The 25,701-nt window shown below is 36.7% G+C and carries 22 protein-coding genes; 13 read left to right on the top strand and 9 right to left on the bottom strand.

The window, feature by feature from the left end; genetic code table 11:
* Positions 1 to 144: 144 nt before the first annotated feature.
* The 7 genes from BMW64_RS04395 to BMW64_RS04360 all read right to left on the bottom strand — a co-directional run bounded on the left by BMW64_RS04395 (position 145) and on the right by BMW64_RS04360 (position 7,662).
* Positions 145 to 1,227, bottom strand: coding sequence for a M20 family metallo-hydrolase (locus tag BMW64_RS04395; protein WP_089998717.1), 1,083 nt, complete (start codon positions 1,225 to 1,227; stop codon positions 145 to 147).
* Entirely contained in the window at positions 1,202 to 1,996 is a 795-nt protein-coding gene (gene argB / locus BMW64_RS04390; protein WP_089998715.1) for an acetylglutamate kinase, read from the bottom strand. Before argB ends, BMW64_RS04395 begins: the two co-directional genes overlap by 26 nt.
* Positions 1,997 to 2,053: 57 nt before the next feature.
* Positions 2,054 to 3,013 (bottom strand): N-acetylornithine carbamoyltransferase, encoded by a 960-nt coding sequence (locus BMW64_RS04385; RefSeq protein WP_089998714.1) that lies wholly within the window; start codon positions 3,011 to 3,013, stop codon positions 2,054 to 2,056.
* 262 nt (positions 3,014 to 3,275) lie between these two features.
* Positions 3,276 to 4,415: an aspartate aminotransferase family protein gene (locus BMW64_RS04375; protein ID WP_089998711.1), complete on the bottom strand. Its 1,140-nt coding sequence runs from the start codon at positions 4,413 to 4,415 to the stop codon at positions 3,276 to 3,278.
* Between the two features lie 284 nt (positions 4,416 to 4,699).
* Entirely contained in the window at positions 4,700 to 5,674 is a 975-nt protein-coding gene (argC, locus tag BMW64_RS04370; RefSeq protein WP_177175233.1) for an N-acetyl-gamma-glutamyl-phosphate reductase, read from the bottom strand.
* 232 nt (positions 5,675 to 5,906) lie between these two features.
* On the bottom strand, positions 5,907 to 7,094 hold the full coding sequence (gene argG / locus BMW64_RS04365; protein ID WP_089998709.1) for an argininosuccinate synthase: 1,188 nt from the start codon (positions 7,092 to 7,094) through the stop codon (positions 5,907 to 5,909).
* Positions 7,066 to 7,662, bottom strand: a complete 597-nt coding sequence (locus BMW64_RS04360) for a GNAT family N-acetyltransferase (protein WP_228400832.1) — start codon at positions 7,660 to 7,662, stop codon at positions 7,066 to 7,068. The genes argG and BMW64_RS04360 overlap by 29 nt, the downstream gene beginning before the upstream one ends.
* A gap of 160 nt (positions 7,663 to 7,822) precedes the next feature.
* Here BMW64_RS04360 and BMW64_RS04355 point away from each other — a divergent pair, with 160 nt between their 5' ends.
* From BMW64_RS04355 to nhaA, 13 genes are all read left to right on the top strand, one after another.
* The gene (locus BMW64_RS04355) at positions 7,823 to 8,239 is read left to right on the top strand and encodes an IS1/IS1595 family N-terminal zinc-binding domain-containing protein (protein ID WP_089998707.1); all 417 of its coding nucleotides are present in this window, start codon (positions 7,823 to 7,825) and stop codon (positions 8,237 to 8,239) included.
* Between the two features lie 191 nt (positions 8,240 to 8,430).
* Positions 8,431 to 9,810 carry a porin gene (locus tag BMW64_RS04350; RefSeq protein ID WP_089998705.1) on the top strand — a complete coding sequence of 460 codons (1,380 nt, stop codon included), beginning with the start codon at positions 8,431 to 8,433 and terminating at the stop codon, positions 9,808 to 9,810.
* Positions 9,811 to 9,877: 67 nt separating this feature from the next.
* On the top strand, positions 9,878 to 11,458 hold the full coding sequence (locus BMW64_RS04345; protein WP_089998704.1) for an MFS transporter: 1,581 nt from the start codon (positions 9,878 to 9,880) through the stop codon (positions 11,456 to 11,458).
* Positions 11,459 to 11,502: 44 nt separating this feature from the next.
* Entirely contained in the window at positions 11,503 to 11,730 is a 228-nt protein-coding gene (locus BMW64_RS04340) for a DUF6814 family protein (RefSeq protein ID WP_089998702.1), read from the top strand.
* An 81-nt stretch (positions 11,731 to 11,811) separates the two neighbouring features.
* The gene (locus tag BMW64_RS04335) at positions 11,812 to 12,006 is read left to right on the top strand and encodes a hypothetical protein (RefSeq protein WP_089998700.1); all 195 of its coding nucleotides are present in this window, start codon (positions 11,812 to 11,814) and stop codon (positions 12,004 to 12,006) included.
* Positions 11,999 to 14,734 carry an ATP-binding protein gene (locus tag BMW64_RS04330; RefSeq protein WP_228400866.1) on the top strand — a complete coding sequence of 912 codons (2,736 nt, stop codon included), beginning with the start codon at positions 11,999 to 12,001 and terminating at the stop codon, positions 14,732 to 14,734. The genes BMW64_RS04335 and BMW64_RS04330 overlap by 8 nt, the downstream gene beginning before the upstream one ends.
* A 54-nt stretch (positions 14,735 to 14,788) precedes the next feature.
* Positions 14,789 to 15,220 (top strand): IS200/IS605 family transposase, encoded by a 432-nt coding sequence (gene tnpA / locus BMW64_RS04325; RefSeq protein WP_089998698.1) that lies wholly within the window; start codon positions 14,789 to 14,791, stop codon positions 15,218 to 15,220.
* A 144-nt stretch (positions 15,221 to 15,364) separates the two neighbouring features.
* Entirely contained in the window at positions 15,365 to 15,727 is a 363-nt protein-coding gene (locus BMW64_RS04320; RefSeq protein ID WP_089998696.1) for a response regulator transcription factor, read from the top strand.
* 32 nt (positions 15,728 to 15,759) lie between these two features.
* Entirely contained in the window at positions 15,760 to 17,658 is a 1,899-nt protein-coding gene (locus BMW64_RS04315; protein ID WP_089998695.1) for an AMP-binding protein, read from the top strand.
* A gap of 40 nt (positions 17,659 to 17,698) precedes the next feature.
* Positions 17,699 to 19,606, top strand: coding sequence for an acetate--CoA ligase (gene acs, locus BMW64_RS04310; protein WP_089998692.1), 1,908 nt, complete (start codon positions 17,699 to 17,701; stop codon positions 19,604 to 19,606).
* 165 nt (positions 19,607 to 19,771) lie between these two features.
* The gene (locus tag BMW64_RS04305; RefSeq protein WP_089998690.1) at positions 19,772 to 20,134 is read left to right on the top strand and encodes a hypothetical protein; all 363 of its coding nucleotides are present in this window, start codon (positions 19,772 to 19,774) and stop codon (positions 20,132 to 20,134) included.
* A 113-nt stretch (positions 20,135 to 20,247) separates the two neighbouring features.
* Positions 20,248 to 22,458, top strand: coding sequence for a RelA/SpoT family protein (locus BMW64_RS04300; protein WP_089998688.1), 2,211 nt, complete (start codon positions 20,248 to 20,250; stop codon positions 22,456 to 22,458).
* 3 nt (positions 22,459 to 22,461) lie between these two features.
* Positions 22,462 to 23,637 carry a Na+/H+ antiporter NhaA gene (nhaA, locus tag BMW64_RS04295; protein WP_089998686.1) on the top strand — a complete coding sequence of 392 codons (1,176 nt, stop codon included), beginning with the start codon at positions 22,462 to 22,464 and terminating at the stop codon, positions 23,635 to 23,637.
* Between the two features lie 7 nt (positions 23,638 to 23,644).
* Here nhaA and BMW64_RS04290 read toward each other — a convergent pair whose 3' ends face one another.
* Both BMW64_RS04290 and BMW64_RS04285 read right to left on the bottom strand, forming a co-directional pair.
* Complete coding sequence (locus BMW64_RS04290) at positions 23,645 to 24,607, bottom strand: YihY/virulence factor BrkB family protein (protein WP_089998684.1); 963 nt, start codon at positions 24,605 to 24,607, stop codon at positions 23,645 to 23,647.
* A 1-nt stretch (position 24,608) separates the two neighbouring features.
* Entirely contained in the window at positions 24,609 to 25,628 is a 1,020-nt protein-coding gene (locus BMW64_RS04285) for a DUF4421 family protein (protein ID WP_089998681.1), read from the bottom strand.
* Positions 25,629 to 25,701 lie beyond the last annotated feature (73 nt).

The raw sequence follows: 25,701 nt of genomic DNA, 5'->3' as shown, positions 1-25,701 counted from the left end.
CGAAGGAGGAATCTGTATAAATATTATTATAGATTCTTCAATCCACTTCGTTTCTTTCAGAATGACAAAGCAAAACATTCATTACGGAAACTGGTTTTAGTGAAAGACTTCTAAACTTCCATCATCCCTCTTCCAACTTCCAGCCTATAAAACCTTTTCCAAAATTTGGATGTAAATCTCAATTCCTTCTGCGATTTCTTCGATGAAAATAAATTCATCTGCAGTGTGAGAGCGCCTGCTGTCTCCGGGACCAATTTTTACTGAGGTACAAGGAATAATCGCCTGATCGGATGAAGTAGGCGAACCGTAAGTTGTCCTTCCAATTTCCAAACCTGCCTGTACGAACGGATGTTCCATTTCTATTTTTGAAGAATTTAGCCTGAAAGATCTCGCTGTCAACGTTGATTTCATCTGCGATTGGATGATTTCAAATGCTTCTTTGTTGGAATATTCATCCGTAACCCTCACATCCAAAGTGAAAGTGCAAGATTCCGGAACCACATTATGCTGAACTCCGGCATGAATTCCTGACAACGTTATCTTTACCTCACCTAAATAATCCGAAACTTTTGGAAATTTAAAGTTCAGAATATGTTGCAGGTCTTCCATACATTTTACAATCGAATTGTCATTATTTGGATGAGCGGCGTGAGAAGGCGTACCTTTCATTTCACCGTCTATCACCAACAATCCTTTTTCCGCGATCGCCAGATTCATCTGCGTGGGTTCTCCTACAATGGCGAGCTCGATATTGGGCAGCTGTGGAAATAAAGCTTCAATTCCATCAAAACCTGAAATCTCCTCTTCAGCCGTCAAAGCAATAACTAAATTATATTTTAAATCTTCTTGAGTAAAAAAATGCAAAAAAACCTGTGCCATCGAAACCAAAGAAGCGCCTGCGTCATTACTCCCTAATCCGAATAATTTTCCGTCCTTTTCGATTGGTAAAAACGGATCTAAAGTGTACGCTTTATTCGGTTTTACAGTGTCATGATGTGTATTCAGCAAAATTGACGGTTTGAAGACATCGAAATTTTTATTCACCGCCCAGATGTTGTTTTTAAATCGCTTCGTCGGAATCTGATGTTTTTTGAAAAAATTTTCAATTTCCACCGATGTATTAAATTCATCTTTGCTGAATGACGGAATTTCAATCAGTTTTTTCAGCAATTCTACTGCGTTATTCAGTAATTCTTCTTTACTATAAACAGATTTCAGTTCCTGCATGATGGTTTTCTATATGGTTTTTTAGTTCGGTTTCTTTAATTAAGAATACCTTATTGACTTTATTTTTTACGGCCCCCAAAGCATTTTCCAGTTTGGGAAGAATTCCTTTATGAAGTTTTCCTTCGTCTTTTAAGTTCGAAAATTCTTCTTCAGAAATATTTTTTATAACAGATTCCGGATTATTTACATCTTCTAAAACGCCTTCTTTATCAAAACAATACAACAGTTCTACATCATATTTTACCGATAGAGACTGAGCAATTACCGAAGCAATCGTGTCTGCATTGGTATTGAAAAGATGGCCTTTTTTATCATGGGTAATGGCTGAAAATACAGGAACTAATTTCAGTTTAAGCAATTTTGAAATCAGTTTTTTATTAACACTTTTTTCGGTGATATCTCCCACAAATCCAAAATCTATTTCGGCGTGCTCCCGTTTTTTAGCTTTAATCAAATTCGCATCAGCGCCCGAAAAACCTATTGCTTTACACTTCTTCTGCTGAAGTTTTGCGACAATATTTTTATTGATTCCTCCTGCATACACCATCGCTACAATATCCAAAGTATCTTTATCTGTGATTCTTCGTCCGTTTACCATCTTTTGTTCAATTCCAAGCTTATCAGCTAACGTTGTTGCTAATTTTCCGCCGCCATGAACAAGGATTTTCTTTTCCTGAATTTCAGAAAACTGTTCTAAGAATTGTTCTAATAATTCTTCGTCATCGATTAATGCACCGCCAATTTTTATGATGTATAATTTTTCTTTCATTTTTATACATTTTTGATTGTTAAACCTCATAGGTTTTTGAAACCTATGAGGTTTGATTTATTTAGAATTCATTTTATCCAAAATTTCAGAAAAAACCGCCTGAGCCGAGAAAATCCGGTTTTTTGCCTGCTGATAAATAATCGAATTTTCGCCATCCATTACCTCATCGCTCAATTCAACATTTCGTCGTACCGGAAGACAGTGCATCACTTTTGCCTGATTGGTGTTTTCTAGTTTTTCGTTCGTTAACATCCAGTTTTCTTTCACTTCCGGCATTGTTGCGTAATCATCAAAAGACGACCAGTTTTTAACATAAATAAAGTCTGCATCTTTCAAAGCTTCGTTCTGATCATGAATTACTTTTACGTCTTTTGTAAAATTTTTATCTAAATCATATCCTTCGGGATTTGTGATGATGAAATCCACATCCATTTCCTGCATCCATTCTGCGAAAGAATTTCCCACCGCCTGAGCAATCGGTTTGATGTGAGGTGCCCAGGTTAAAACAACTTTCGGTTTGCGGTTTTCTTTCCAGTTTTCTGTAATTGTGATGCAATCTGCCAAACTTTGCAAAGGGTGACGTGTCGCGGATTCCAGTGAAATAACCGGAACTTTTGCATATTGCTCGAACTGGCTTAAAATACTTTCATTTACATCATCTTCCTTGTTTTTCATTCCTGCAAAACAACGAACCGCAATGATGTCACAATATTGATTCAACACTTCAATCGCGTCTTTAATATGTTCAACCGTATCGCCGTTCATCACAGCACCGTCTGCAAATTCCAAGTTCCAGGCTTCCTGAGCGGCATTTAATGTTAAAACATTTAAGCCTATATTCTGCGCCGCAATCTGGCTGCTTAAACGGGTTCTCAAACTTGAATTTAAAAAGACAAGTCCGATGGTTTTTCCTTTTCCTTTTTCAGGTTCCGAAAGAGGATTTTCTTTAATTTGTAAAGCTTTTTTTATAATTTGCTGTAAGTTTTCAACGTCACTTACAGAGGTGAATTTTTTCATTTTGAATTGATTTTAAAGATTTTTTATCTTACATATTATGTTGAGTTTTTAACGCTATGATCGCGAAGTTTTTTTTATTAAAATTGAAAGCATTTTCGTTCGCAAGGGCGTTTTACTCAGCTAATGATAATTGTGTTTGTCATTCTGATCATAAACTGAAAGTTTACGAACGTAGTTCAGAAAGTGTAGTGAAGAATCTCTTTTTTATCATATTAATAGATTCTTCCTTCGTCAGAATGACAGACCATATAATTTTCACAGCTTAAATATTCTCCAACACTTCTTTCAAAGCATTAATAAACAAATCAGTTTCTTCTTTCTTAATGTTAAGTGCCGGAAGAATCCTCAGCACCGTCTTATCATTAGAATTTCCTGTGAAAATATGATGATTGTACAGCAGGTTGTTCCTCACTTCCGAGCAATCCCTGTCAAGTTCAATCCCAATCATCAAGCCTTTCCTTCGAATCGTTTTAATATGTGGAAAATCTTTAATTTTATTTTCAATATACTCGCCCATTTTCTGAGCATTTCCGATGAGATTTTCATCTTTCATCACGTCCAATACAGCAATCGCTGCAACACAAGCCAAATGATTTCCACCAAAAGTAGTTCCCAGCAAACCGTTGCTTGCCTGAAATTTCGGATGGATCAAAACACCACCAATCGGGAAACCATTGCCCATTCCTTTCGCTGTTGTGATGATATCGGCTTCAATTCCGAATTCCTGATGGGCGAAGAAATAACCGCTTCTTCCGTATCCTGACTGAACCTCATCTAAAATCAAAACAGCATAATATTTTTCACATAGTTGTTTGATTTTAATTAAAAATTCAATCGTTGGAATCATTATTCCGCCAACTCCCTGAATTCCTTCGATGATTACGGATGAAATTTCATTTCCATGTTTTTCGAAGACTTTCTCAAGCTGTTCGATATTATTCCATTCAGATTTAATAAATCTTTCATCATAGTTTACCGGAGCTACAATTTTTGGATTATCCGTCACCGAAACCGCCGCAGAAGTTCTTCCATGGAATGAACCTGAAAAATACAGCACTTTACTTTTTCCGTTATGGAATGAAGCCAGCTTCAATGCATTTTCATTGGCTTCAGCGCCAGAATTGCACAGAAACAAATTGTAATCTTCCAAACCTGAAAGTTTTCCTAATTTTTCAGCTAATTCAGTCTGTAATTCATTCTGAACAGAGTTTGAATAGAAAGAAATTTTATCTAACTGATTTTTTAATTGAGCTTGATAATGCGGATGATTGTGACCGATAGAAATCACAGCGTGACCACCATAAAAATCAAGATATTTTTCACCTTTATCATCCCAAAGAAATGACCCCTGAGCTTTTACAGGATTTATGTTGAATAATGGATATACGTTGAATAAATTCATATTTTGTTTTTTTATCAATTTCTTTTGCCTTGAAGCAAAAGAAACAAAAGTTCAAGACTTGGAAACTTCCGCTAAAAAATATTTTTGTTCTCTAAAAATTCTAAAACTTGCGCGAAATCAAGATTATTTCTTCAATTCAGCATTTGTGTCGCGCTTCGAACAATAGAATTTTTTTAACGTTCACAAAATTATTTTTCTTAACGCTCCACTTTCCTATGTCGTTTTGATTTGAGTTTTTAAAATTCACGATTGACTTATTGACAATTCACATTTTTAATTCACTTTTAAAACGCAATCGGCTTTAAGTTTAATCCTAAGTTTTCTTCCCACCCCATGGCAATATTCATATTTTGAACAGCCTGCCCGGAAGCTCCTTTTAACAAATTATCAATTGCTGAATGAATAACCGCAACATTTCCACTCTTTTCTATCTGAATCACACAGCGATTGGTATTGACAACCTGTTTTAGATCAATTGCTTTTTCGCTTACCTTTACAAAAGGTTCATCTGCATAAAAATCCTTAAACAATTGCTCAATGTCTGAAAGTTCTAAATCTGTTTTCAGTGTGGAACTCGTAAAAATCCCTCTCGCAAAATCTCCTCTCCATGGAATAAAATTCAGACTGATTTCATTTGTATTATAAGAAACTAACTGCTGTAAAATCTCATCCACATGTTGATGTGTCAATGTTTTATAAGCCGAAATATTATCATTTCTCCAGGTAAAATGTGTCGTTGCCTGCAAAGACTGACCAGCACCTGTGGAACCTGTAATTCCCGTTGTATAAACCTCATTTAACAACCCTTTTTCTGCTAAAGGAAGCAAAGCTAGTTGAATTGCCGTTGCAAAACATCCCGGATTCGCAATGCTTTTCGCTCCAGAAAGTTGTTTTTTGTTGATTTCAGGTAATCCGTAGATAAAATTTCTGTCTCCAAAATTACCGTCCAAACGAAAATCGTTTCCTAAATCAATAACCAACGTTGAATCTTTTACAGGATTTCGTGCCAGCCAATTCTGGCTTTCTTTGTGAGGAAGACATAAAAATAAAATATCTACTTCTTCTGGCTGATCTGTTAAATCCATTTCACAAACTGTCACTAAATCCGGGTACAAATCTGAAATCTTTGTACCCGAATTCGAACGACTATATAAAAAACTCAAAGACACATGAGGATGAAAAGCCAGCAGACGAACCAGTTCGCTTCCTGTGTAACCGTTGGCGCCAATGATTCCTGCTGTTTTATTAATTTCAATCATTTTTTATTTTTCCATAGGTTTCACCTACGGCTATTATTATTGAACCCTCCGGGTTCTCTGTTTATGTTGATCTTTTTTAATCCATAGGTTTCACCTACGGCTATTCGTATTGAACCCTGCGGGTTCATTGATCACCCAATCTCTTGCAGCCCGACTTGAGCGGAAATCCTTTTATGAGGAGGAACGACGAACAAAAGATTGGGAGCGGAAGGCGGATAAAGCTGCCCAAATCTTATTTATTTATCTGATGATATATATTCAAGGAATTGCTTACAATTTTCGTATAGCCTTTCACATCTTCACCTGTCCATGCTCGGTTTGCTTCGCCATAACTTCCGAATTTATCGGACATTAAATCATGCTCAGATTCAATTCCATTTAAAATAAACCGGTAAGGGTGAAGCGTTATGAAGACTTTTCCAGTAACTGTTTTTTGAGAATCAATCAAGAAAGACTCAATGTTTCTCATCACAGGATCCAGGAAAAGAGCTTCGTGAAGCCAGTTCCCGTACCAGTCGGATAATTGAGATTTCATCATCTGCTGATATTTTGAAAGCGTATGTTTTTCCAACAAATGGTGGGCTTTGATAATCACCGATGCTGCAGCTGCTTCAAAACCAACTCTTCCTTTAATTCCGACAATCGTATCTCCAACGTGAATATCACGACCGATTCCATAAGCAGAAGCTAATTCTTCAATTTTTTGAATCGCGTACACAGAATGTTCAAAATTTTCTCCATTTACTGCTACAACTTCCCCATTTTTAAACTCAATTTCTAAATCTGAAGGCTGAGTTTCTTTGATTTGAGAAGGGAAAGCTTCTTCAGGCAGATAATTTCTTGAAGTTAAAGTCTCCTTACCACCAACCGAGGTTCCCCAAAGTCCTTTGTTTACAGAATATTGCGCCTTTTGAAACTCCATTTCATGACCATAACTTTTCAAAAATTCGATTTCCTCTTCGCGGGATAAAGCCATATCACGAATCGGCGTAATGATTTCTATATCAGGACACATTACCTGAAAAATCAAATCAAAACGAACCTGGTCGTTTCCTGCGCCAGTACTACCGTGCGCAATAGCATCCGCACCAACTTCAATAGCAAATTTTGCAATTTCCTGTGCCTGAATCGTACGCTCCGCACTTACGGATAAAGGATAAGTATTGTTTTTAAGTACATTTCCAAAAATCAAATATTTCACACAAGAATTGTAATAATCTTCTTGAGCATCCACGCACCTGTATTTTTCCACTCCAAGATTCAGGGCTTTTTTTTCCAGTTCTTTTTCTTCTTCTTTAGAAAAACCTCCGGTATTTACAGTAACTGCATATACATCATATCCCAGTGTTTCACTGAGATATTTGGCGCAGTAAGAGGTATCAAGACCTCCGCTAAATGCTAAAACTACTTTCTTGTTCATTATTGTATTGATTTTCAGACTGAGATTTCTCAGCACTGTTTTTTATATTTTCCGGAACGAAAAGCATTGCTGTGCAAAGACAGTTTTTTCGTTCTTTTTTCATTAAAATATCATAATTTATACAGCTTTTGCAGCCATTCCAAAACTCTTCATCCTGAGTAAGTTCGGAATAAATAACAGGTTTATATCCTAAATCACTATTAATTTTCATAACCGCTAATCCGGTAGTTAATCCGAAAATTTTTGCATTCGGATACTTATTTCGGGACAAAGCGAAGACTTTATCTTTAATTAATCTTGCTACACCCAAATGCCTGAAATCAGGCGAAACGATCAGTCCGGAATTGGCTACAAACTGACCATGAGACCAGGTTTCAATATAGCAGAAACCAATCCATTTTCCGTTATCAGTAGCTATTACAGCATTACCTTCAATAATTTTCTTACTGAGATATTCAATGGAACGTTTGGCAATACCCGTTCCCCGGCGCTGTGCAGAATCATACATTTCCTGCTGTATTTCATTCACATACATCAAATGAATGGATGAGGAAATTTCTATTTCCATTTATTTATCTAAAATTTTCGGCAAATTTAAAATATAATTTCCATAATAAACAAATAAAAAAGATAATTTTATTGAATTAAATTAATATTCAGGTAATTTTATCTTTATCCGAGTTTAATATTTTGCTAAATTATTATATATTTGCTAAAAAGGTATAGCTATGGAAAATAAGTGTCCGAAATGCAATAGCAGCAAAGTTGTAAAAAGCGGAATTGTAAACGACAAGCAACGTTTTCTGTGCAAATCCTGCAACTATTATTTTACGGTAAAGAAATTAGGAAAACAGATCGATGATTACTATGTCACCAAAGCATTACAGCTCTACCTGGAAGGGTTGAGCTTTCGTGAAATAGAAAGAATTATCGGCGTTTCACACGTTACTATAAGTTCGTGGATTAAGAAATACAATATCACAAGACCACCACATTCTGAATTTCATCCGGTGTACAAAATTTTAAAGCAGAATGAATTGATTGAGTATATGAGCAAGGAAGAAAATATTAAAAATTCCGGATTGATCATTACGCAATTCGCTGATAAATATATGCTAATAAAATGGGAAAGATTTAAGAAATAATTTCTTTAGTCAATTGCTAATAAGTTAGTTGTGAATTTATTCATTATAATTTGCAACTTTAAACTAGAAACTAGAAGCATAAATATTAAATATAACTATACTCTTACCATTAATATATATTAAATTTTTTCAAACAAATTATTAATTACAATTTGGCTTTCATAAAAAACGATACCAAAAATTGATAATTTATGAAAAAATTACTCACTTTTATCGGATTGGCTTTAATCAGCAATTCTTTATACTCCCAAGGTTCACCTGATTACGGAAGTGGACTCAAAGTTAATTTAAATCAACAAGGTGATAAGTACATCAGATTTATTTTATGGGATCAGTTTTGGTTGAGGAATACCGACATGAATCCCGGAAGTATGGTTGGCGGAGAGCCGACTGACAATTCCTGGAGCCTTGGAAACAGAAGATTACGAGCATTGGCATACGCCCAAATTTCCAAAAGGTATATGATCTTAGCACATTTTGGAATTAATAATCAGACATTTATCAACGGAGGTGGTTCGGGAACTTCAGGAACGGGAGGCTACGGAAACGGTAAGAAACCGCAAATGTTTTTCCATGATGCATGGAACGAATACGCTGTTATTATGCCGGGAGAAGCAGGAAAATTCAGTTTGACTTTAGGGGCCGGATTACATTATTATATGGGACTTTCCCGTATGACGATGGCTTCTACGTTGAATTTCCTTACAGTAGACTCTCCTATTTTCACGTGGCCACTGATTGACAATTCCGATCAGTTTGCGAGACAATTGGGAATGTTTGCCAAAGGAAAATATGGAAAACTGGAATACCGCTTCAGTTTGAATAAACCCTTTGCAACCGACCTCGTTCCTGCGAATGTCACAGATCCCTCAAAAGCTGTAGCCGTCGACAATAACGGAAATCCGAACTTCTCAAAAGCAGGATATGTCGAATACCAGTTTCTGGATGAAGAATCAAATCTGCTGCCTTTTAAAGTGGGCTCTTATTTAGGAACCAAAAAAGTTTTCAATGTAGGTGCCGGATTTTATCATCAGAAAGACGGAACGAGAACTTCTGTGAATTCCAATATTGAAAAACACGACATTACACTCGTTGCAGTCGATGCTTTCGCAGATATTCCGTTGGGAAATGCCAAAAATAAGATGGCGGTTTCAGCTTATGCAGGATACTACAATTATCAATTTGGCCCTAATTATATCAGAAATATCGGCATCATGAATATCGCATCTTCCGATCCGAATTTTGTTGGAAATAAAGCCATTGCCGGTCCGGGAAATCTGCAGCCAACTATCGGAACAGGTAATATTATCTACGCACAGGCGGGATTATTATTACCGAGCCAGGCAGAAAAACCAAAAATAAGAATACAGCCTTTTGCGGCGTATACGCATAAAAGCTTTGAAGCTTTCGATAAATCTTCATCACAATTTGACATTGGTGCGAATTGGTTTATAGACGGTCACCATGCTAAAATCACTACTCAATATTCTACGAGGCCGGTGTACACAAGTCCGACTGAAAGTCCGTCTTCCAAAGGAGAATTCATAGTACAGTTTCAAATTTACTTATAGATATACTGAATTTAAATAGCAAGAAAACTCATTAATCAATTCAAATTAACATTAAAAATTACATCATATGAGCGATAACAATCAAGTAAGCTACGAGAATATGACCGAAAGGCAAAAAAATCGCACGATTTGGAGTGTGATTACGGCATCATCACTCGGAACATTAATCGAATGGTACGACTTCTACATTTTCGGGAGTTTAGCCGTCGTTTTAGCTACGAAATTTTTCCCGGCCGATAACCCGACCGCAGCATTTCTATCTACCTTAGCCACTTTTGCGGCAGGTTTTGTGGTTAGGCCTTTCGGAGCATTATTCTTCGGAAGACTGGGAGATATCATCGGAAGAAAATATACCTTCCTCGTTACTTTACTGATCATGGGATTTTCAACTTTCCTTATCGGATGTATCCCAAGTTATGAGACCATCGGATTTCTAGCACCTGTTTTAGTTTTAATTTTAAGATTATTGCAAGGCTTGGCTCTTGGCGGTGAATATGGAGGAGCAGCAACTTATGTCGCAGAATATGCACAGCCCGGAAGAAGAGGCTACTGGACTTCATGGATCCAGACAACGGCTACAGCAGGACTTTTTATTTCATTAATCGTCATTCTAGTCACCAAAACGACGCTTTCGGCAGAAGAATTTGATGGTTGGGGCTGGAGAGTTCCATTCTGGATATCCATTCTAATGGTAGGAGTTTCTTATATCATCAGAAGAAACATGAAAGAATCTCCACTGTTTGCAAAAGCTAAAAGTGAAGGAAAAACTTCGAAAAACCCTTTAAAAGAAAGTTTCGGGAATAAATTCAATTTTAAATTTGTTTTACTCGCATTATTCGGAGCCGCGATGGGACAAGGCGTTATCTGGTATACGGGACAGTTTTATGCAATGAGCTTTCTTCAGAAAGTAATGAATGTAGAATCTGCACAGGTAGATTCATTAATGGCCACCGCATTATTTCTGGGAACACCGTTCTTCGTATTCTTCGGATGGCTGTCGGATAAAATCGGACGAAAAGCCGTGATGATGACGGGAATGCTGATCGCTATCCTGGCCTACAGACCTATTTATGACAGTATGTTTAAAAGCGTAAATCTTGAGAATAAAACTATTGCCGCCAATGGAATTACGGAAACGAGAACAGCCAAAATACATAATGAAATCCCTACGGACAGTTTGGTTACATTTCATAAAGAAACCCTGTTTACAGACGGAACTTTAGTAAAAAAAGACAGTATTGCCCACTTGTCTCCAAACGGTCCCGTAATGAAAGAGGGAAAAGCTGAAGAGCCTAAAGTTTCACAAACAATAAAATTAGCAGATAATACAAAATGGTATCTCGTTTTTATGGTATTCATCCAGGTTATTTTTGTAACGATGGTGTATGGTCCTATCGCAGCATTTTTGGTAGAAATGTTCCCGGTGAGAATCCGCTACACTTCAATGTCTCTTCCTTATCATATCGGAAACGGTGTTTTCGGAGGATTGCTTCCGGCTGTAGCAACTTATCTGGTTACCACAGGAAAAGAAGCAGGTCATGCGACATGGTATCTTGAAGGACTCTGGTATCCTATAGGAGTGGCTGGAGTGTGTTTACTTATCGGATTATTTTATCTGAAAAACAAGAACAATAATATTCATGATTAACAACCGAATCAGTCAATTTTTTTATTAATTTTAAAACAACTAAAATGAACGGACTCAAAAAAATATTAGGTATACTCTGGATCGCCATCGCCCTGGTAGTGGGTTACTTCGGAATTACAGTAATGGGAATCCCGAAAATAACATCAGGGAAACAGGAAGACCTGGTTTTCGGAATCATCATTCTCTTTGTGCTGATGCCGATTATCTCCGGCGGAATGGCCATTTTCGGATATTACTCGCTGACGGGAGAATATTCTGACCATAAAGAATAATTTATAATAAATAATGAATGATAATTGATACGTGATGAGCTCAAAATCGTCAAACTATCAATTATCATTCATCAATCAATCATGAAAAAGAGACACGAACAAAAATTAATCATCCTGAGCATCGGGCTTTTAATAGCATTCAGCATTCCGGTTTCGCTACTTTTTAACAGCGACAGGGAGGTGCTCGGCTATCCGATGATTCTGATTTATATTTTCGTTATCTGGATGATTTCCATCATTATATCTTTTGTAATCATAAAAAAATATGATGAGTAGTTTCGCATTATTCACCGTGGTTTTGTTTTACCTGGCACTTTTATTCTTAGTCGCTTACCTGGCGGAGAAGAAAAAGAGCAAGCTATGGATAAACAATCCCTACATTTATGCACTTTCGCTGGCGGTGTATTGCACAGCCTGGACCTACTATGGCAGCATAGGTGTAGCAGCAACAAGCGGACTCAACTATCTTCCAATCTACATCGGACCTATCATCATTATTCCTGCATGGATCTACATCAATACACGGATTGTACGGATTTCAAGGGTAAATAAGATAAGCAGCCTCGCAGACTTCATCTCGCTGAGGTATGGAAACAGCAGAAGCTTTAGTGCAGTAATTACGATTGTCTGCCTTTTGGCTATCGTTCCCTATATCGGTCTGCAGATTAAAGCAATTTCCGAGACCTTTCATTTGGTAACAGAAACACCAATGTCAAAAAACATCCTTACAGACAATGCTACTTTTGTGGTCGTTTTAATCGCTTTATTTTCATCATATTACGGAACAAGATATGTTGACGCATCGGAAAAACGTTTGGGAATTATTTCCGCGATTGCTTTAGAAAGCTTTCTGAAGCTGTTTTTCATTATCATTTTGGGGCTTTTTGTTATTTACTTTGTTTTTGACGGCTTTTCAGATATTTATCAGAAGGCAAGTCAGTTTAAAGACTTTAAAGAAAAGAATACGTTCAACGGAATCGAAGGAGCAATGAACTGGATGGTTTTGTGCATGATCTCCGGAACGGCAATCTGTATACTTCCGAGACAGTTTCATACCGCGATCGTAGAAAACAGACAAGAGAAACATATCAAAACAGCGATATGGTTTTTCCCTCTTTACTTATTGATTTTCACTATATTTATCTTTCCCATCGCTTGGGGCGGGCGACTGATCTTCGATGGTCAGAAAGTAAATCCTGAATTCTATTCCATTTTAATTCCGCAGCATTTCAACAATACGCTGATTACAGTTTTAGTATTTCTGGGAGGATTAAGTTCTTGTATATCAATGATTATTATTTCGGCCATCACTTTATCCATTATGCTTTCCAATAACCTGATTATTCCGTATGGATTGTTGGGAAAATTTAAATCTGAAAATGAAGTCCAGAATACCCGTAATATTACCAATATCAGAAAATTCAGCATTTTTGCCCTGATTATCATGGCATTTGCCTTTTATAAATATTTTATTTTAAAAACTTCCCTGGATTCCGTCGGATTGATTTCATTTGTAGTCATCGCCCAGTTGGCGCCTTCTTTTTTCGGAGCTATTTTCTGGAGAAGGGGAAGCTATAAAGGTGCTATCATAGGGCTTTTAGCAGGACTGATCATTTGTTATTTCGGGTTAATCATCCCTCAGTACTATTTCTCTTACAATCAGGAATTTAAAGGGGTTCTCAGAGACATGTATAACGCTTTCGATTTTTTCACCATTCCTTATCTGGGAAGGATTCCACAGATTTTCTTTTGGTCGCTGCTAGTGAATACAGGCCTGTTTGGGATTATCTCAGTAAGCATCAAAGGGAATTATCGTGAAAGAAATTTTGCCGAACTGTACGTAGACATCGATAAATACATTCAAAATCATGAAAATGCTTTTATCTGGCGCGGAACGGCCTATGTATCAGATATTAAAAATATTCTGGAGCGATTTTTAGGTAAAAACAAAACGGAACAGGCTTTAAGGATATTTAATTTAAAATATAATATTGATTCTCAGGCGGAAACCGCAGATTCCCGATTTATCAAGTTCTCCGAAAACCTTCTGGCAGGAAGAATAGGAACAGCTTCTGCAAAAATATTAATCGAAGGCGTAACAAAAGAAGATAAAATTTCCTTAAAAGAGGTTTTGAATATTTTGGAAGAATCTAAAGAAAATATTACTCTTAATAAAAAACTCACCGAACAATCGGAAGAACTGCAAAAACTGTCCGATGATTTGCGAAATGCCAATGAAAATCTGATCATCAAAGATCGTCAGAAGGATGATTTTCTGGACTCTGTGGCTCACGAATTGAGAACACCGATTACAGCAATTCGTTCGGCAGGGGAAATTTTAGCCGATGATGACGATATTCCACCAGATATCAAAAAGGAATTTTTAAATAATATCATTACAGAATCCGACAGGCTAAGCGAAATTATTAATGATATCCTGTATCTGGATAAGCTGGAACACGGTGAAATAGCCCTGCACATTCAGGAGAATAACATTATTGAAACCTATAAAAAGGCATTGAATCCGCTTTTGCATCTTATCCATCAGAAAAATATTCATTTAAGCGAGGTTAATCTGCTCAATCATTTTTTATTTGAATATGACGAAGCGCGAATGATTCAATTATTTCAGAATATTTTGGGAAACGCTTTAAAATTTACCGACGAACAGGGAACCATTCAGACGAAATTATCGGATAAAGAAAACCAGCTGATTATTAAGATTTTCAATACCGGAAAACATATTCCTGAAGAAGATTTGGAAATGATCTTTGATAAATTTTACCAGTCGAAAAATCAAAATATCCTGAAACCTACAGGAAGCGGACTGGGTCTGGCTATCTGCAAAAAGATAGTCCAGGCACAAGGCGGAACCATCAGCGCGGAAAACAGCGGATTAGGCGTGACCTTTACGATTATTTTACCAAGTAGAAAGATCGGTGATAAGAACCCGAAAGGTTCAACAACAATAGCCGTAGGTAAAACCTATGGAAATAAAAAATAAATGTAAAATAAACCCGAACCCGAAGGGTTCAATAATAAACACAAATGAAAAAAAATGGGAACGTATAGACAAATATTTTATCATATTGTTTTTGGAACAAAACATAGAGAACCAACAATTAACGAAAAGAATGAAACAGAACTATACAAATATATTTGGGGTATTTTAAGAAATAAAAAATGCAAATTATACAGAATTAATGGAATGCCGGACCACATCCATATTTTCTGTGATCTTAATCCCAATATAAATCTCAGCAATCTGGTAAAAGACATTAAAGTTGCAACAAATTTATGGATGAAAGAATCAGGATTGTTTCCTGAATTCGCGGGATGGCAGGAAGGGTACGGAGCATTTACCAATTCTATAAGAGACAAGGAAATAATTGTAAATTATATAAAGAATCAAAAAGAACATCATAAAACAGAAAAATTTGAAGATGAATTTAAAAAACTTTTAGCTGAACATGGAATTGAATCAGAATGAACATTAATATATTCAACCCTTACGGGTTGGTTTAATAATCACATTCCGTATTCCATAGGTTTCACCTACGGCTATTAAAATTGAACCCTTCGAGTTCCCAGAAAAACAAGCAATGAAGTTGAACCATAAAGAAGAAATCAGACAATGAAAAAGATAATCATTGCAGATGATGAACACAAAATATTAATGTCACTGGAGTACAGCTTTAAGAAAAACGGCTACGACGTATATATTGCCAGGGACGGAACCGAGGTGCTGGAATTTTTAAAAAATATGGTTCCGGATGTTATTTTACTGGACATTATGATGCCCAATCTCGACGGTTTTAGCACGTTAGAGATCATTAAGCAAAATGAAAAATTACAAAATACAAAAGTCATTTTCCTGAGTGCAAAAAATAATCCGAGAGATATTGAAAAAGGCTTGGAAATGGGAGTTGATGCATATGTTACAAAACCCTATTCTGTCAAGAAACTGATGCAGCAGATCGAAGAAATGTTTGAATAGTTTTTAAGATTGAAACACAAAATAAAAATATCATGAATGCAGAAAATTTATTTCAAAGAAGTATAGAAGATAAAGAAAGTTTCTGGAAAGACCAGGCACAGGGAATCGACTGGTTTCAATTTCCTTCACAAATTCTCTCCAAAGACGAAAATAATTACACCCAATGGTTTTCCGATGGGAGATTGAATATGTGCTATTTATGCATAGACAAGCACATCAATGATGGTCATGGAGAACAAATCGCAGTGATCTACGACTCACCGGTCACAGAGCAAAAGAAAACATATACTTTCAATCAGGCGAAAGAGGAAATTTCGAAATTAGCGGGAGGCTTGGTTTCTTTAGGCTTAAAAAAGGGCGACACCGCGGTTATTTATATGCCAATGATTCCACAGACGCTTTTTGCCATGCTGGCCTGCGCACGGATAGGCGTCATTCACAATGTTGTTTTCGGAGGTTTTGCACCGCACGAACTCGTGGTAAGAATCGACGACTGTAAGCCAAAAGCTTTAATTACAGCAACAGCAGGTGTTGAAATTGCCAAAAGAATTCCTTACTTACCACTGGTTGAAAAAGCGATCGCTCTTGCACAGGATAAAGTTGAAAACATTATTGTATTTAACAGAAAATTAGCTGATAATCAACACGAAATGTTTGACGGATTGGTTGATTATGAGGAACTGGTTCAACAATCAGAAACAGCAGATTGTGTTTCTGTTGAATCCACGCACCCACTCTATTTATTGTATACATCCGGAACTACAGGAAAGCCAAAAGGAATTACCCGTGATACCGGTGGCTATGCCACAGCCCTGAAATTTTCCATGAAATACATTTATGGTGTCGAACCCGGCGAAACGTATTGGGCAGCTTCTGATTTCGGATGGGCGGTCGGTCATAGCTTTTCTGTGTACGGACCATTGATCAACAGGAATACAACCGTTATTTTTGAAGGTAAACCCATTATGACACCAGATGCCGGAACATTCTGGAGAATTATTTCAGAATATAAAGTTTCTGTGATGTTTACGGCACCCACGGCAATCAGAGCTATAAAAAAGGAAGATCCAAACGGAGAACTGGTGAAAAAATATGATTTAAGCCATTTTAAAAAGCAGTTTCTGGCAGGTGAAAGATGTGACGTGGCAACGCTGGACTGGTTTGCAGAACACATAGGAATTCCCGCTATCGACCATTGGTGGCAGACAGAATCTGGCTGGCCGATGCTGGGTTTAATGACTTTTAACGGAAATTATACAATCAAAAGAGCTTCCGCCGGAAAACAGATTCCGGGGTATGATATAAAAATCTTTGACGAAAATGGCTATGAGCTGGATCCACACCATGAAGGTTACCTGGTAATCAAACTTCCACTTCCGCCTGGTGCTTTACTCGGAATCTGGAATGATCATGAGCGCTTTCAAAGCAGCTATCTGTCGCAGTATCACGGTTATTATTTTTCAGGGGATGGTGCAATTAAGGATGAAGATGGATATATTTTTATTACCGGAAGAGTTGATGATGTGATCAATGTCGCAGGACACCGGCTTTCGACATCAGAAATGGAAGAAATCGTTTCGTCTCATCCCGATGTTGCAGAATGTGCCGTGGTAGGAATTGATGATGATCTTAAAGGACAAATTCCCTTTGCCATAGTCGTTCTGAAAAACGGTTCCATAATTTCTGAAGAAGATGTAGAAAAAGACATCGTGAAAAATGTGCGTGAAAAAATTGGAGCTGTTGCTTGTCTTAAAAATGTAATGACTGTCACACGCTTACCCAAAACCCGTTCCGGGAAAATATTACGGAAGCTCATCAGAACTCTTCTGGATAAAAAAGATTTTCAGATTCCGTCAACAATCGATGATGAAAAGATCATTGAGGAAATTCAGCAAAAAATCATAGAGTACCGAGCAGAAAAGAGAAATTAAGTTTAAATTTAAAATATAAAAAAGAATAAAATTAAGGGATATGAGAAACTACCTGATTGAAGATTTGCCACATTATTTCGAAGATTATAAAAAATCGATTAAAAATCCTAAAAAATTCTGGGATAAAATAGCCGATGAAAACTTTGTATGGTATCAGCGCTGGAGTAAGGTCGTCAAATACGATATGAATGAGGCCAAGATTGCCTGGTTTAAAAATGCCAAATTAAATATCACTAAAAACTGTCTAGACAGGCACCTTTCCGTGAGAGGAGATAAAACCGCCATTATCTGGGAACCCAATGATCCGAAAGAAGAAGCACAGCATATTTCTTATAGTGAATTATATACCAGAGTAAACAAAACAGCTAATGTTTTACGGGAAATGGGCATTGAAAAAGGAGACAGAGTATGCATCTATCTTCCGATGATTCCTGAGCTGGCCGTTGCGATGCTGGCCTGTGCTAAGCTGGGAGCAATTCATTCTGTAATCTTTGCCGGATTTTCAGCTTCTGCTGTAGCTTCGAGAGTGAATGACTGCGGAGCAAAAATGGTGATTACTTCTGATGGAAGTTATAGAGGTAATAAAGTTTTAGACTTAAAAAGTATCGTTGATGAAGCGTTAGAAAAAACACCAAGCGTAGAAAAAGTACTGGTTGTAAAAAGAACCCGTAATGACATCAAAATAAAAGAACACAGAGATTACTGGATGGAAGATCTTTACGAAAGTGCTTCACCTGATTTTGTAAGTGTGATTATGGATGCAGAAGATCCGCTTTTCATTTTGTATACTTCAGGTTCCACTGGCAAACCGAAAGGAATGCTTCACACTTGTGCAGGGTACATGGTATATACAGCTTATACTTTTAAAAATGTATTTAATTATAAAGAGAACGACATTTATTGGTGTACTGCTGATATAGGCTGGATTACCGGACATTCGTACATCCTTTACGGTCCGCTTCTGAATGGCGCAACAACCGTTATTTTCGAAGGAATACCAACATATCCTGAACCGGACAGATTCTGGGAGGTAATTGAAAAACATAAAGTTACCCAGTTCTATACTGCTCCTACAGCAATCCGTTCACTAGCAAAAGAAAGTGTGGAATGGGTCGATAAACATGACCTGAGTACACTAAAAGTCATTGGATCGGTAGGTGAGCCAATTAACGAAGAAGCGTGGCATTGGTTCAATGATCATGTAGGAAAGAAAAAATGCCCGATTGTCGACACGTGGTGGCAAACGGAAACCGGAGGAATTATGATCTCTCCTCTCCCATTCGTAACTCCTACCAAGCCAACATACGCCACATTACCTTTACCGGGAATACAACCGGTTTTAATGGACGATAAACGTAATGAAATCATGGGCAATCAGGTAACCGGAAATCTTTGCATCCGTTTCCCATGGCCGGGAATTGCGAGAACGATCTGGGGAGATCATCAGCGATACAAGGAAACTTATTTTACGGCTTTTCCGGGTAAATATTTCACAGGTGACGGGGCATTGCGCGATGAAGTAGGCTATTACAGAATTACCGGCCGTGTGGATGATGTGATCATCGTTTCGGGACACAACCTGGGAACGGCTCCTATAGAAGACAGTATCAATCAGCATCCGGCTGTAGCAGAATCTGCGATTGTAGGCTATCCTCACGATATTAAGGGAAATGCTTTGTACGGTTATGTTGTTTTAAAAGAAACAGGCGAAAGCAGACAGAGAGATAATCTTAAAAAAGAAATTAACCAACTGATCTCCGAGCAGATCGGTCCGATCGCGAAACTGGACAAAATACAGTTCGTTTCAGGTCTTCCAAAAACACGTTCTGGAAAAATTATGCGAAGAATCCTGAGAAAAATTGCAGAAGGCGACTTCGGTAATTTCGGTGACATTACAACACTTTTAAATCCAGAAATTGTTGAGGAAATCAAGAATGAAAGAGTATAAAAATGGGCGGAATATTTTCCGCTCTATTATTTTTATAAAGTAATAGATATTTTAAATAAAAATAAATTTAATTATAGACAATACAATAAATCAAATATGATATTGAAAATAATTTAATAATTCAGAAAAATTCCTTACCTTTAATACAAATTAAAAACTATTGCTATGTCAAATATTTTAGCTGGATTATTTGAACCCCACAGCGATTATAAGAAACTGGAAGCCGATCTTGAAAATTCAGGTTTTGGGAATTCAGATTATATTGTGTACCTGAATGAAGATAATCACCATTCACCTTATATTGTAAGTGTAGCGGTGAAAGAAAATCAGATTGACAATGCCAAGAATGTCTTCAGCCAGAATACCGTCATGAAGACTTATCTTTTTGAAAATATGAGTATTGAACAGGCCAATTACGTAGACATTAAAAACTATATAAACGTCAGAAACAAAGCGGAAATCCACAATAGTCCTGACGTAAAGATCAAAGGCTCTACCAGCGGAATGGACTCCGAGGTAAAGTTTTAGAAACAAATGATAAGAATTAATAACCGGAATCCGTAGATTAATCTACGGATTTTTTCGTATTTGAAAAGTGCGAAATTTTTCGTATTTTCGTTTAAATATAGGCTTTAGCGCGAATGAGTTACGACTTAGAACAAGAAAACAAAGAAATCTTAGCCCGGTATAAGGATCTGATTTCTAACACATACAGAACTTTGGATGAGGAGAATAACAAACTTATCCGAAAAGCATTCGATATTGCATTGGATGCACACAAAGATCAGCGAAGAAAATCCGGTGAACCGTACATTTACCATCCTATTGCTGTGGCCAAAATTGTAGCTACTGAAATCGGGCTAGGTGCTACGTCTATTGCCTGTGCGCTTTTGCATGATGTTATTGAAGATTCCGATTACACATACGACGATCTGAAGAAAATTTTTGGGGAAAAGATAGCCAATATTGTCAACGGGCTTACGAAAATCTCCATCATGAACCACCAGAATATTTCGGTTCAGTCGGAGAATTACAGAAAACTCCTACTTACCCTTTCAGAAGATTTCCGGGTGATCCTTATCAAAATTGCAGACCGTCTTCACAACATGCGAACACTGGAAAGCATGGCTCCGGACAAGCAGAAGAAAATTGCTTCGGAAACGGTCTATATTTATGCTCCCATGGCGCATCGTTTAGGGCTGTACAATATAAAATCCGAGCTTGAAGATTTATCATTAAAGTACAATAATCCTGACGTTTATACGGAAATAACAGAGAAACTCGAACTGGCGAAGGAAAGCCGTGAAAGATACATTGAAGAGTTCAAGAAAGAAGTCTCTGAAAAACTGCATGAGGAAGGGTTAAATTTTAAAATAAAGGGCCGAGCCAAGGCTATTTCTTCCATTTACAGGAAAATGCTGAAACAAGGCGTTTCTTTTGAAGAGGTTTACGACAATTATGCAATCAGAATTATTTATAAATCAGACGCTAAGAACGAAAAATTCCTTGCCTGGAAAATTTATTCGATCGTAACTGATGTTTACCACAGCAATCCATCCAGGATGCGTGACTGGATTACACAACCGCGTTCTACAGGATACGAAAGTTTACATTTAACGGTTTTAGGACCTGATAAAAAATGGATTGAGGTGCAGATCCGTTCCGAAAGAATGGACGAAATCGCAGAAAAAGGAGTTGCCGCTCATTATAAATACAAAGAGGGTTACAAGCAAAGCTCAGAAGACAGAAATTTTGAGAACTGGGTAACGGAAATCCGCGAGGTGCTTGAGCAACAACAGAATCTTTCTACTTCTGAACTTTTGGATAATATTAAACTGAATTTATATTCCAAAGAAGTTTTTGTGTTCACTCCGAAAGGTGAAATCAAAATTCTGCCCACCAATGCAACGGCTCTTGACTTTGCTTTCTCCGTCCACTCTGATCTGGGAATGAAGTGTTTAGGGGCAAAAATCAATGGTAAACTTGTTCCTATTTCTTATGTATTGCAGAATGGAGATCAGGTCGATATTCTTTCTTCACAAAATCAGAAACCCAAATCTGACTGGCTGGAATTTGTCGTAACTTCCAAAGCTAAGTCTAAGATTAAGAGTTATTTAAATTCACAAAAAAATCAGCTGGTAGAAGAAGGAAAAGAAATTCTTCAGCGAAAACTCCGCCACGCCAAAATCAATTTTAATGATGATGAGGTCAATAAACTTCAAAAATTCTTTCATCTTAAAACCTCTCAGGAGCTGTTCCTTAAATTCCAGAGTAACGAACTGGATGCAAGCAGTTTAAGAAAATATATAGAAAGTAAAAATGTATTTAACAATTTGCTTTCAAGATTCAGAAAATCGCCATCCAAGAATACCACTTTTGTAGAGCCCAAAGAGCAGAATCTGGATATGATCGTCTTTGGAAAGGATGAAGAAAAGCTCAATTATACCTATGCAAAATGCTGTACTGTAATTCCCGGAGACAAAATTTTCGGATTTATCACCATTTCTGACGGAATAAAAGTACACAGCGATAACTGTCCAAATGCTATCAATCTTCGTGCTCAATATGATTACAGAGTTATTCCTGCAAAATGGGTTAATGCGGAAAGCTTTAAAAACAGGGTAAAAATTGAGATCGAAGGACTCGACAGAATGGGAATGATTAATGATATTACAACGGTAATCAGCGGTGCGATGGGTATGGATATGAAGAGTATGTCTATCGAATCTAATGACGGTATTTTTACGGGAACGATCAATCTTGAGGTTAAAAATAAAAGCCAACTCGAGCAGACTTTTAAAAAACTTAATGATATCAATGGAGTTTCGAAAGTAAGAAGAGTACAATCTTAATTTATGAATTTAACAAAATATTTCAAGAAGTTTTTCAGCAGCAGTCAGGCGTCTGGAATCATTCTTATTTTTTGTGTTTTAATTTCATTACTTATTGCTAATTCGTCACTAGCAGAAAGCTTTCAGGCATTTTTGGATCAGGAAACGGGAACGGATATTTTTCATTTAAAATATTCTGTCAGCATTTGGATCAATGATGGTCTGATGGCTGTTTTCTTCCTTTTGGTAGGATTGGAAATTAAAAGAGAAATGATCGAAGGTGAGCTTTCATCTTTTAAAAATGCCTCTTTACCCATTTTTGCAGCTATCGGCGGAATGGTTGTTCCAGCTGTTATCTATACTATTTTTAACTCTGGGACAATGTATGGAAACGGCTGGGGAATACCTATGGCTACTGATATTGCTTTTTCACTGGCTATCATTTCATTGTTAGGAAAAAAGATTCCGAATTCTATTAAAATATTTTTAGCCGCATTAGCCATTGTAGATGATCTGGGAGCAATTTTGGTCATTGCCATATTTTACACCGATCAGATTCATTGGATGTATTTATTACTTTCTTTTGGGATTACTGCTTTATTATTCTTGTTAAATTTCTTAAAGGTCACGAAAATTATTTTTTACGTAATTCCCGGATTATTTTTATGGTACTTTCTTCATCATTCAGGTATTCATGCAACAATTGCAGGAGTGCTGCTTGCGTTTTCAATTCCAACCAATATTTCAGATACGGAAATTTCACCATTAGAAAAGCTTGAACACCAGCTTCATTTTCCGGTAAGCTTTTTAATCATGCCGATATTTGCGCTGACAAATACCAATATTACCTTTACCAATGAAATGGTTTCAGGCCTTACCAGTACGTTAGGATTAGGAATTATTTGCGGACTTGTTTTAGGAAAGCTTTTGGGAATTAATTTATTCTCTTTATTAGCCATCAAATTAAAGCTGAGTTCTTTACCACAAAATAGTTCCTGGAAACAAATGCTTGGGGTAGGTTTTCTGGCAGGAATAGGTTTTACCATGTCAATTTTTATTGCGTTGCTTTCTTTTAAAAATGAAATTGAAATTCAAAACGAAGCAAAATTTGCAATCTTAATAGCTTCTTTTCTGGCGGCTGTTATAGGTTATTTTATACTAAATCTAAGTTCGAAAAAAAGTTTCAGTGAAGAAGAATAGGCAAAATTTATTCAACATCACGCTCAGAACTAACATTATGATTTCTCGATTGCTTTAATTCATCCGACAACAGTTTCTCGATTCTCAGTTTTCTGATGGCCATATTCAGCTCATTTCCGAAAAGAAGCAGATAGACATTTACATTGACCCAAACCATCAGAAGGATCATACTTCCTATAGATCCGTAAAGTACATTATACCGTGCAATATTTTTAACATATAATGCAAAAAAATAAGTCGTTGCCACAAACAAAACCGTTGTAAGAATTGCTCCAGGTATAGCCTGCCTGAATCTTGTGATCCTCACCGTTCCAAGCCAGTAAAAAAGGGTTAGAAGAATAAAGTAAAAAAGAGGAAAAGATACAAACCCAATGATCTTTGAAAGATTATCTACCAGCCAGGTAATATCATAAACAGGAGTAAAAAGCTTTAAAACTACCTCAGAATAATATACCCCGAAAAGTGCCAGAAAAACGATCAGTACAAAGCCAATGGTAATAAAAAATGAGAGGATAAATTCTTTTACATCACTCATTTTCTCACGCGTGTTTTCATTGAATCCATTGATGAGTGAAAATGTTCCGTTTGTGGCAAAAACCAATGCCAAAACAATAGTTAAATTACTGATTCCCTTCATATTAGGAATAATACTCTTTTCAATATAATTCCGGACATCTCCTTCCATATTGGAGGGGAAAACATTATGCATCAAAACATCGAATATATAAAACTGAAGCTTCTCATAGTGAGGCATATAAGGAATTACCGACAGAATAAAAAGAATAAAAGGAAATAAGCTGATCGTAAAACTCCAGGAAATAGCGGCTGCTTTTCTGCCGATCTTGTCTTTAAAAATCCCTCTGATATAAATCTGAAACATCTGCCAGAGCGATATTCCCAAGAGAGGAATATGTATATCATCGAAAAATTCATGAACTTTTACTATAAATTTCGGAAGTTTCAGACCCATATTATTTTAAAATATTATCTATTTTGTCAAAGTTTCTGTTTACAAATGTAGGAGAATTAAAACGAAAACCAATTCCGGCACGAAAAAGCCATTGCGTCGTGGAATAGAAATTTTCATTGGAACTGTTGACCCAGCTTAACTGTGCTCCTCCACCGAAAAACCATTTTCCGTTGTCGTAGCCAATCCGGGCATTCGAAAATATCCCGACATTAAATTCATGAAAATTTTCACCTACTAATTTTGCATAATATAATTCCGGATAGACTTCCACAATAGCATACCAATTGTTTTTAATTTTTTTCTGGATACCACCACCCGACCTTAAAGCAATTCTGAAATCCTTAGAAGGCGAATTATCACTATCACTGAACGTTTCTCCCAGATACACTGTTTTCCCGATATCACTTAAAATATTATACTGATAAAAAAGTCCTGTACTCACTACAAAAACATCTTTCAACGGTTGATAGGTCATATTGTTGAAGCTTCTGTAGTCTTTTTTATTTCCTACCCACAGATATGTTGTTTCACCTTTAAAAGATCGGTATTTCGCATCGGGAAACTGCAGATAACCTTCTTCATTGTAATCGTTCCCATACAACAGCCGCATAAATTCTTTTGTATCCTGAAAATAAAGACCTTTAACCTGGCTAAAATAGACATATTGCCGGATTTTCGGAGCAAGAAAAAAAGTGAATCCAAAGTTGAAATATTTTGATTTCCCCTTTTCCGGATCGTCATTATTAATGTGTGTCAGTTTAGGTGCAAAGGAAAAGCTAACATCAACCCAGCGATATCTCAGAAAAAATTCAGTATAAAATGCATCATTGGGTCTTAAACGGAAAACTTTATGCTCATACAGCAAGCCAAATGAATTGTGAAGGTAGCTTAATCCACCAACAACAGAGATTTTCTTTTTGTCTTCTTCAAGATAATGATCTGTTTTTTCATCATTAACTTCCTGTGCAAAAGAAATTAATGGAAAAAAGAAAAACAAAAAAGATGGAATTGCTACTTTCATCGGACCGGTGTATTACAAAAATAATAATTTTTTTGAGACTTGAAACCGGCAAAGACAGAATGTGACTATGACT

The sequence above is a fragment of the Chryseobacterium taichungense genome (genome assembly GCF_900109935.1).
GTDB lineage: Bacteria > Bacteroidota > Bacteroidia > Flavobacteriales > Weeksellaceae > Chryseobacterium > Chryseobacterium taichungense.
This window is presented reverse-complemented; position numbering and strand designations above follow the sequence as displayed.